Below are 9702 nucleotides of genomic sequence, written 5' to 3'. Positions count from 1 at the left end.
GCTGGCGCCGGCTGCGCGGCGGTGGTCACCGACATTACATTGAATGCCGATGCCGAGGCGCGCACGCGAGAATGGATCGAAAAGACAGACCGATGGCGCTGAAGCGAGAACCGCATGTACTTGTCGTCGGTGGATCGGACTCCAGCGGTGGTGCCGGAATTGCGCGCGACATCGAGACGATCTCTTCCATTGGCGTGCGCACCTGCCTTGCTCTCACTGCAGTGACGGTGCAGACACACGACACCGTCAGGGACATCCGTCATCTGCAACCCGGCCTAGTGGCCGATCAAATGCGGGCGGCACTTCAGGCCAACGAGGTGGCGGCCATCAAGATCGGCATGCTCGCAACCGCTGAGATCATCGCTGCCGTTGCCGCCGTGCTGCTCGAAATTCCGCAGGTACCGGCAATCCTCGACCCCGTGCTCACCTCGACCTCAGGCCGGGCGCTGCTGGAAGCCGACGCCGTCGTCGCCATGAAGCGTGAACTGATGCCGCTTTGCCGTCTCGTCACACCCAATCTCATCGAGCTGGCGCTCTTGGTTGCCTCGGAACTGGCACCGGATGAGGACGGCGCAGTGTTGCAAGGCCAGGAGCTGCTGAACGCCGGAGTGCAGGCCCTGCTGATCAAGGGCGGCCATGCATCGGGACCTCGTTCAACCGATATTCTGTTGCGCTCCAATCAAGAGCCAATCCGCTTCGACACATCGCGCCTTGCCGCATCGATGCGCGGGACGGGTTGCATGTTTGCCAGCGCGATTGCCGCGCAGCTGGCGAACGCGAGGCCACTTGAAGACAGCGTGTGCAAAGCTAAGCTGTTTGTTTTCGAGAAGCTCCAGAAGCAAGCAGCCGAATGACAGTGGTGTTTCTGCTTTTGCAGGCGAGGGCCGCGCCGGAAGCTGGCATTGCCGACGCGGAAGGTGGGCCAGTGCTCCGGAGCGGCGTGGAAACAGGAGCGAGGAAGATGACGACGAGTGCAGTTGGCGGCTGATCAAGCGTTCGCGCAAGCGGTGATGCCGAACACACGAGGGCGTCTAAAATCGTTGATTTCATTGAGTTTTTCGTGGGCCAAAATGAGAAAGCTTCCCGTATCGTTCCGTACCATGCCCTCAAGTCCGGCCTTGTCGACCAGATCGAAGATGGCTTTGGCATCTCCGGGCAGAGCTTGGCTGAATTGGATCCGGCCGGCTTCGGGGACTATCGCCTGAAGGATCTCCCTCCGGTCCTCCAGCCCATGTCACGGAGGTCGTGGCCGTTGAGATGGAGCAGATCGAACCGCGACGAAGTACAGGTCGTGCTGCCGGCTGGTGATGGCCTTCCGCAGCGCCTCGAAGTCGGACAGCCCGGCCTCATTGGTGACGATCACTTCTCCGTCGATGATGGCGCTCTCGACCTCGAGATCCGCAGCGGCCTTGGCGAGGTCGCTGTCCAGTCGAGGCCTCGGCGGGTGAGAATGCGCACACCGCCGGCATCCTGACGATCTGGGAACGATACCCGTCGAATTTCACCTCATGAAGCCAGCCCTCGCCTTCGGGAGGTTTCTCCACCAGGGTAGGCATCAGAGGCTCGATGAACTCCAACCTGCTCCCCCCGGCAAGCTTACGCATGAAAACGCCCCGCAACTCGAATTTGATTCAATACCGCAGGATTGCTTCCGTTCCGTTAGCGGTTACTGAAATACCTTGCCGCGACTAAGCATTCGCACTAAACTCAGTCCTTTCGCAGCGTGCCACGTCCTCCCGTCCGCCTTGGGAGATGCCAAATGCGCATGTCGTTGCTCTTCATTCCACTACTGCTCGCACAGATCCCGATTGTGCATGCCGCTGCGATTCACGACGCCGCCACGAAGGGCGATGTCGCGGCGATTACGGCAGCGCTCGACGCAGGTGCCGGCGTTGATGAGAGCGACGGCAAAGCGACTCCACTATATCTTGCGGTCAAGGGTGGGCATTTTGCGGCGGCAAAATTGCTCATTGAACGCGGCGCCGACGTCAACGCCGCCCCGACGCCGCTTTTGGGTCCTGCCCTCATGCTGGCTTTGGCAAAACGCAGGATCGATTTGATCAATCTGTTGCTGGACGGGGGCGCAAATCCAAATTCGCACCGCGCCCGCGAAAACGCCCTCCATATTGCCGTCAGATCCGGTTGCCTCGATTGCGTGAAGGCCCTCGTCGAGGCCGGCGCTGACGTGAATGCGAAGACAAAGGACGGCAAGACACCGCTCCATCTGGCAAAATTCACGGGGCAACGCGATGTCGCTGGCTATCTCCTATCGCACGGCGTCGTCTTGCCCACACCTGCTCCGATCTCGATGAAGTTGGCTACTGCCGATGTCGAGAAAGGCCGAACCTACTTCACCCGCCTGTGCGCCGGGTGCCACAGTGCCGAGCCACAGGGAGGGACCAAGACGGGGCCGAACTTGTGGAGTGTCGTCGGCCGCGATAAGGCCTCTATGGCAAAAATGCGTTACTCCGACGCCTTGCTCGGCTGGGAAGGCGTGTGGACGTACGAGGATCTGAACAGATATCTCTTCGGACCAATGCTCACCACGCCGGGCGTTTACATGGAGACGCCTGGTGTTCCGGACGAGACGGAACGAATAGACGTAATTGCCTACTTGCGCACACTCAGTGACAAACCGATCCCGCTGCCCTGAACCCTCGCCCCTCCCCAAAAGCGGAGGGACCCGACTCGGTAAGACTGGGTAGACGGCGCGAAACGGCCCCGCCTTATGGCTTTCAATATGACTCGCTAACAGATGGCTCGATTGCCATTCCCGCGTCGATGACGTTCACGAAAGTGACTGGTTCCTTATAGGGACTTCGTACAGTTCCAGCGGCAATTCATCTGGGTCTCTGAAAAACGTAAACCGTTGATCCGTATATGGGCCGATTCGGATTGGCTCAACGGTAACGTTGGACTATGCGCGCCCAGGAGAAGCCCTGAACTGAAGTCAGGGACCGCGCCCAGAAACGGGCAGCTTTTGATCAGCCCCGGCCGGTGGCGAAAAATCGGATTTGGCCAGCACCCCAGCTATCCTGGCAAAGCCGACAAATGCCTGTCGCGCCTGTTCGGTTGTCATCTGCCCGGCGATTGCGGCGTTGCAGCTCCTCACCGCGCAGCTGTATACCGGTCCCCGACGGGCCTTCGGCCATTGATTCAAGAATACGAGCGCCTCCCGCACCGAGTTGATGTCGCGTCTCACGTCATTGGTCTTAACCTGCACGGGGGCAAGGAAAGCCAGACTGGTCATTTGTTACCTCCCTGGGGTTGCAAGGTTGATTCCGCGTCCACCGCGCGAAGCTCCCGACGTTCAGCCCAGTCAGACCAAGGTCTTGAGTTGATCTGATGCAGGCCGCAGTAGACTCGAAGTGCTGAGGCCACTGCGACGTGCTCACGGAACGCTTGCTGGCGGTGGTCTGGCTGATCGGAACGTTCGCAATCTTTGCGGGGCGAATTGTATCGCGCTCGCTTTCCGGCTTAAGAACACACCCCAAGGAAGACCAGCCGCTGATCCGTCACGACGACAAGCTGTCCCAGTGTCGCACGCCTTAGACAGTGGGACAGCCGCGCGTCGATGCTGCGGGCTATAAAGGAGGGACGTCTTCTGCGACCTCGCTACGATGACGATGCCGACCAGGGACACGAGGGACAGTCTATAATCACGATCGTACCGGCTGGCGTGAGCCCTCGCCCAGTCTACTGCCTCTCATCGTTGCCGGCTCCATGGAAGAAGGATTGGATCTCCTCCAAGTCGACGCTGCCATCGCCGTTCTCGTCGACGGCGTTGAATATTCGTCCGATGAAATCCTTGACCTCGGTCTGCGAAAGCGCGCCATCGCCGTCGGCGTCGACTATGGCAAACATTATACGCATCTTTGCGCCATGCATCATCTTGGCTCCCATACCGCCGCGGCCTCCCGTCATCCGCCGCCCTTCAGGCGGGCCCATTCTGTAGTCCCTATGCCACCGGTCGGCACCGCGCCGCTCTGTTCGGGGACCGCGATCCTCCTGCATTTTTTCCTGAAGCATCTCACCCATCATCTGGCGCATCATTTCACGCATCGAGTCTTGGGTTTGTTCGGTCGCTTCGGGCGACTGTTCGGGATCCTGATCTTGTGCCTTTACTGCGGGCACAGGTGTCCCGCTCGGCTCGGCCAGCGCGGGCGCGCCCAACATCATCAACACAGCGGCAACTGCCGCGGTTTTGCTCGGAAGGGTCATGGTGTTCTCCTGTGGGTGAATGGATGCGCCGGTCATGTCGGCATCCAAGCAAACCCGCAGCGTGCCTCCTGGTTCCTGCCGTTTAGCTGATAATCCTCGCTGACGGGCATGAGCAATGAGCGCCAGACGCCGACTTAGACCGATCCCGAGCAGCAAACGTCAGGGATGAAATCGGCCTAGAATGCCACAAAGTTATCGTGTCCCGTCCAGGTTGTGGACACTTCCTCTTCGAAGGCGCACTCTCCCAGGACGAAACCCAAGCAGAGTTTCGTCCAATGCTTCACATGCTTGAGATGCCTCGCTGATTGCCTGACCTGTCCGGAGGTCCGGGTGGGGCAGTCGTTCATTGTGCGCCTGTCCGTGATCAGGCTACGGCCCAATAGGCACGCTGCAGCCCGTTCCGGATCAACTGGGAGGAAAACAGCATGCCTCATCTTCAACGCAGAGAACTTATTCAAGGGAGCGTGGCTCTTGCCGCAATCGCCGCTCTCCATGCCTCGCGGGCTTACGCTTTTCCTACACGGCCCGGCGAGGAAGTCGTCAAATGGCTCGATCAACTGCCGCCGAACCCCGTTCCGCAGGTCATCAAGAATCAGCTCGTCTGGGAGGAGCTCGATTCCTGGGTAACGCCCAACGAAAAGTTCTTTTCGATCGCGCACTTCAACCGGCCGGTCATCGAGGAAAGCAGGTGGAAGCTGGAAATCGGCGGGCTGGTCAAAAAGCCGATGGCCCTGACGCTTGCCGACATCAAGGCCCGGCCGCGCGAGGAAGTCACCTTCACGATCGAATGTTCGGGCAATACCGGCCTGCCGTTTTTCAACGGCGGAATCGGCAATGCCCGCTGGGCGGGTACGCCGCTCGCCCCGATCCTAAAGGAGGCCGGGGTCCTCGACAGCGGCATCGAGGTCGTCTTCTGGGGCGCCGACGAAGGCGAGATCAAACGAGCCGACGAGGTCACGTTCAAGCAGAATTTCGCGCGCAGCATGTCGCTGGCCGACGCCATGGATCCAAAAAACATCCTTTGCTACGAGATGAACGGAACTTCTTTGCCGCCCGACAACGGCTTCCCGCTGCGGCTGATAGCGCCGGGCTGGTACGGGATCGCGAACGCGAAATGGCTCAAGCGCATCGACGTGCGCGACCAGCGCTTCGAGAGCCGGTTCATGGGACGCGACTACGTCACGGTCCGCGAGGAAGACCATAGTGGCGAGACCGTGTGGGCGGAAACCTCCGTCGGACGGGCAAGGCTCAAATCGGCACCGGCCAGGGTTACCCATATCGGCAACGACTACCGGATCGTCGGAGCCGCCTGGGGCGCGCCAGTCGACCGGGTCGAGGTGAAGATCGACGATGGGCCGTGGATGCCGGCGACCATCGACGACGCCGACAAGGCGGAGTTCGCCTGGAAGATGTGGTCTCTCGATTGGCCCAAACCTTCCGCCGGGGAGCACACCGTCACCTCGCGCGCGATTGATACGACTGGCAACATCCAGCCGGCGATGAGCGACCCGTGGATTGCCAAGAAACACACCTACTGGGAGAGCAACGGACAGGTGACCCGCCGTATTCAGGTCAGTTGACGGCTCGGCGCCGCGAGCGAAGCCGCCCGGAAAGCTGTGTGGCGACGGGCTTGAGTGCGATCCCGTCGCGCCCGTGGCATAGTTGGTTGCAGCAGGCGGTGCGGTCGCAGAAATGATTGATTAGGTCGGTGGAGGTGGCGTGCTGAACGCTGCGCCGCGCACTGTTTTGCGCTCCAGGTGGCCATTCGGCGGGATAGGCGCGAGGCGAAAGTCGCCGCGGTCGCCTTCGCCCTTGTGAAGCACGCCCCGGTCGGAAATTCTCTGATAGTCTTCGTTGAGGCCTGCGATCGTGGTACAAAACAGGTGCGTAGCTCGGCGGCCGCTTTGCGCGAACCTGAACGACCTCCGCCTATAGGAGTTGCCCAAGCAGTGCTTAATGACCATAACGCGGCGCATTGCTGCTTGGCAGCCTCCGGGCCGGCAGCAGTAGGTCCGCCTGTGGTGGAGGGAACAACGTTAGCAGACGTTAAACTGATTGGGCCGACCATACCTATTCGGCGAGTCCGGCCTTGCGATACCCCTCGACGAAATGCAGCACGATTGTCTCGTCACGTGCAGGCTGGCTCGCCGCCCCAGTGGCTGATGGTGAATTTTGGGTTATCGGCCATGAACTGCGCTGCCTCGCGTTTCGCCTCTTCCGTTCTCCCAAGTTGCGCAAGGGTTGCTGCTAAAATGCGTCGGGAGGCAGTTGCGTAGGTCGAGGGGACAGTCAGCATCTCCAATGCGAGCTCGTACTGGCGCGCGGCGTAGTAAGACAAACCATACTCCCAGTAGTACCAAGCTGCTGGATGCGGATTGACACGCAGGGCGCGCTTCAAAAGTTCGATAGCCTCAAGAGGACGACCGTCGAAAGAAAGTGTCTCAGAGTAGAGGACCAGAGCGTCGGCATGGTTGGGATCAATTGCTAGAGCAGCCGAGAATTCCGATTCCGATTCAACCCATTTTCGCTCATGTGCAAAAAGATGCCCGAGCACCCATCGGTTTGCGGCGTCATCCGGATCGAGTTGCACGGCTCGGGAAGCCATCTGGAGCGCAATCGATCTCGACGGCTCTTTCGGCTCGATCGCGAATACCCAAGCTTGCCAGAGCGCGAACGCTAACAACCGATAGGCTTCAGCATATCCGGGATCGACAACAGTGGCCTGCCACGCGATCAAACTTGCCTCACGGGCAGCCGGAGATCCGGCACTGAACTCAATCAGGCTTCTGGCTCGCACACAGAGGTCGTAGGCCAAAATATCCTTGGGTCGGTTTCGTTCCGGCCGTGGAGCGAGACGCTTGGACGAGCAATGTCGGCTTTTGGTGGACAGCATTGCGGATGGAATGACCGAGATCAGGCGCATCGCCGCCAGGCAGCATTGGGCCGCAAGCAGATCGGCAGCTTTCGAGCATCCAGTTAGCAAAAGCAGCCATTCAGCTCACGACCCCAAGCGGACGCTCGTTCGCCTTTGGCCGAATTCGCGCCCCTGACCCACTCCAGACATTCGTCGGATCCTAAACCGAACATCTAGCTTGGAACTCAAAGGGGGCCACCGAGCCGAAACGGCCAGACTAGGAAGCTATTTGATCGCTATACTTGCCTGATTCCTGCCCCACTTGCCCGCTCCAGAACGGTCACTCGTCGAGCCAGTATTGGTGGGAACAGCCGAACTGGCGCGAGGCGACAGATTGGCGCTTGGCGACAAATGCCATTGCGAAGAGACTCCGGGGCGAGTTGTTCGCTTTCACACCAGGCAGGATCGTGTAACCCTGATCGACCAGTTGCAATTTCAGCTCGCTGAGATGCCGTTTGAAGCCGTTCTCGATTTGGCTCCGAGGGTAGCGCCATCCGTTCCTGCACGCTCGGATCAGAATGTCGGAATACAATTCGGCACTAACAGCTCTCATAGCATCTTCGGAAATCAGCTTGCCATCAGATTGCGTGCCTTCGGACAAGCACGGTCCAACCGACAAAGGCAGCACCAGCATTGCGGCAACGATAGATGACTTTATCATGGATACCTCCTGCTTCCTGAATGGATCGGATTCCGTGACCCGACCAAACCCCGTCGACAGGAAGCCTAGAATTGGCGGCGGTCGGATGGCATCGTGCAAATGCAGTGTTTTCGAGATCGCATCTGTAGTATTTTGCCGTGCCGGGTCGGCCACAACTCGTAGCGGATCGGAGACTTGAAGCGATGCTTCGCGCCGTGAGCAATCCTCTGACCAGTCTGTCGGACCGGGAGCGGGTGGTCGCTGCAAAATTCGCCGAGGGGATGACCTACCGTGAAATCGGCGAGACGCTCTTCATAGCGCCGACCACCGTTCGGACCCATCTGTCGGTCATCTATCGGAAACTCGATATTCGCAGCAAAGTGGCGCTTGCAACCTTGCTTGCCGACCAACGCGGGCAAGACACGGGCCAGGCACCATCCGGTGGCCTTTCGGTAGAGGGCTCTGGGCCAACAGTCGTTGCGGTTCTCCCTTTCGACAATCTGAGCGCGGACGAGCCATGGAACCGCTTGGCCGATGGTTTGTCGGCGGACATCATGGTCGACCTCGCTCGCTACCCCGACCTTGCGGTCATCGCCCGCCAGACCATGCTCTCGTACAAGGGACGGCGCGATGACGTGCGATCCATCGGACGGGAACTGAATGCGGATTATCTACTTGAGGGGACCTTGCAGGCGGCAGCGCAGCAGCTGCGGATCTGCGTCCAACTCGTCGACGCGCGCACTGGAGTCGATTTGTGGACGGCCCGCTATGATCGATCAGCGAAAGACTTGTTTGCGATGCAGGACATGGTCACCGAAAACGTCGTCAACGTCCTTGCTAGCTGTTGCGGCAAGCTCGCAAAACTTCGACGCGATGTTGCCCGGCGAAAACACCCCGCCAGCCTACGTGCCTATGACTACTATCTGCTCGGCGTCGAGCAGCACAATTTGTACACGCACGCTTCGAATGCGGAAGCGGTGCGGCTTCTGACGCGTGCCATCGAGCTCGACCCTGGTCTTGCCAGAGCCTGGACAGTCCTGGGGCTGGCGCATGCCGTCGCCGCCATCAATGCGTTTACTAATGACCCTTCCGCCGCAAAGGAGAGCTGGAAACTGTGCCTCGAACGAGCTTTGGCGCTCGACGCCGGTGATACCCATGCGCGCATATGTCTAGCAGAGCTTCGAGCCTTGCAGGGCGATCTCGATGCCACAGCAAGAGAACATGATCTTGCCTTGACGGCCGCCCCGCACGATGCCGATACCCTCGCCTTGCTTGCCGGAGGAAAGGCGTTCGTGACAGGCGACCCGCGGGAAGGATATGAACTGGCGAAGCGCGCGATCCGTCTCAATCCGCATGTTGCCTGGTACTATAGCATGCTGGGCCGATCGAGCTTCGTTGTAGGTCTCCACAGGGAATGCCTGACCGCGTTCAGCCAAGCACCGCCGGACTCGCCTGCAACGCTGCTGTTCCAGGCCATGGCGCACGCCATGCTCGGTGAAACACCTCAGGCAATAGAGATTGCCAACCGGTTGGCGAGAGAATTTCCAGACATTTCGGCCGAAGGGTTTATCGGCTCCTATCCAGTCACCAATCCTCCCGCTATTGCCGCGATCCGGGAGGGTGCCCGACGCGCTGGGCTGGCAAGCTTCAATTGAGATACCATTGCGAAGACCTCGGCGCGACCAGGCGAATCTTAGCGACAATGTTGATTGCCTATGGTGTCGTAGAGGCTGTCGGCTACGCGCAGGCGCAAAATCCGCTCACAATCATCGCACCAGTCTCCGGTCAGACTGTCGATGGGACGCTCTCCTTTTCCGGGACGGCTTCCGTCAACAGCATTACACGGCGCGGAACTATTATCGGACAGACCAATACCGGGGTCGAATGCCGAGGAACGGCTACCGTCAATCTTACGTTCTCGCATGGA

9 protein-coding genes and 1 pseudogene are annotated in these 9702 nt (G+C 59.6%); 6 read left to right on the top strand and 4 right to left on the bottom strand.

All coding sequences use genetic code 11. The features are described 5' to 3' along the window. The 4 genes and pseudogenes from ACFSQT_RS19640 to ACFSQT_RS19625 all read left to right on the top strand — a co-directional run. Nucleotides 1-102 (top strand): annotated as a pseudogene (locus ACFSQT_RS19640) (thiamine phosphate synthase); the annotation flags it as partial. Further along, entirely contained in the window at nucleotides 93-854 is a 762-nt protein-coding gene (locus tag ACFSQT_RS19635) for a hydroxymethylpyrimidine/phosphomethylpyrimidine kinase (RefSeq protein WP_379021188.1), read from the top strand. The pseudogene ACFSQT_RS19640 and the gene ACFSQT_RS19635, both read left to right, overlap by 10 nt. A 398-nt stretch (nucleotides 855-1252) precedes the next feature. Next, nucleotides 1253-1474 carry a hypothetical protein gene (locus ACFSQT_RS39830; protein ID WP_465264350.1) on the top strand — a complete coding sequence of 74 codons (222 nt, stop codon included), beginning with the start codon at nucleotides 1253-1255 and terminating at the stop codon, nucleotides 1472-1474. Between the two features lie 285 nt (nucleotides 1475-1759). Next, entirely contained in the window at nucleotides 1760-2653 is an 894-nt protein-coding gene (locus tag ACFSQT_RS19625) for an ankyrin repeat domain-containing protein (protein ID WP_379021186.1), read from the top strand. A gap of 297 nt (nucleotides 2654-2950) precedes the next feature. Here the strand turns inward: ACFSQT_RS19625 and ACFSQT_RS19620 are convergent, their stop codons facing one another. Both ACFSQT_RS19620 and ACFSQT_RS19615 read right to left on the bottom strand, forming a co-directional pair. Continuing rightward, nucleotides 2951-3250: a DUF982 domain-containing protein gene (locus ACFSQT_RS19620; protein WP_379021184.1), complete on the bottom strand. Its 300-nt coding sequence runs from the start codon at nucleotides 3248-3250 to the stop codon at nucleotides 2951-2953. 446 nt (nucleotides 3251-3696) lie between these two features. Beyond that, the gene (locus ACFSQT_RS19615) at nucleotides 3697-4257 is read right to left on the bottom strand and encodes an EF-hand domain-containing protein (protein WP_379021182.1); all 561 of its coding nucleotides are present in this window, start codon (nucleotides 4255-4257) and stop codon (nucleotides 3697-3699) included. A gap of 389 nt (nucleotides 4258-4646) precedes the next feature. On the opposite strand from ACFSQT_RS19615, the gene ACFSQT_RS19610 reads away from it, so the two are divergent. Next, on the top strand, nucleotides 4647-5801 hold the full coding sequence (locus tag ACFSQT_RS19610) for a sulfite oxidase (protein ID WP_379021180.1): 1155 nt from the start codon (nucleotides 4647-4649) through the stop codon (nucleotides 5799-5801). A gap of 548 nt (nucleotides 5802-6349) precedes the next feature. Here ACFSQT_RS19610 and ACFSQT_RS19605 read toward each other — a convergent pair. Together ACFSQT_RS19605 and ACFSQT_RS19600 are read right to left on the bottom strand one after the other, a co-directional pair. After that, nucleotides 6350-7036, bottom strand: a complete 687-nt coding sequence (locus tag ACFSQT_RS19605; RefSeq protein WP_379021178.1) for a tetratricopeptide repeat protein — start codon at nucleotides 7034-7036, stop codon at nucleotides 6350-6352. Nucleotides 7037-7415: 379 nt separating this feature from the next. Beyond that, nucleotides 7416-7796: a hypothetical protein gene (locus ACFSQT_RS19600; protein WP_379021176.1), complete on the bottom strand. Its 381-nt coding sequence runs from the start codon at nucleotides 7794-7796 to the stop codon at nucleotides 7416-7418. A gap of 182 nt (nucleotides 7797-7978) precedes the next feature. Here ACFSQT_RS19600 and ACFSQT_RS19595 point away from each other — a divergent pair, with 182 nt between their 5' ends. Beyond that, nucleotides 7979-9430, top strand: a complete 1452-nt coding sequence (locus ACFSQT_RS19595; protein WP_379021174.1) for a LuxR C-terminal-related transcriptional regulator — start codon at nucleotides 7979-7981, stop codon at nucleotides 9428-9430. The last annotated feature ends 272 nt before the right edge of the window (nucleotides 9431-9702 follow it).

The organism is Mesorhizobium calcicola, assembly GCF_042682105.1.
Lineage (GTDB): Bacteria > Pseudomonadota > Alphaproteobacteria > Rhizobiales > Rhizobiaceae > Mesorhizobium > Mesorhizobium calcicola.
Note: the sequence above shows the minus strand (reverse complement) of the source record. Positions and strands in the feature narration are given on the sequence as shown.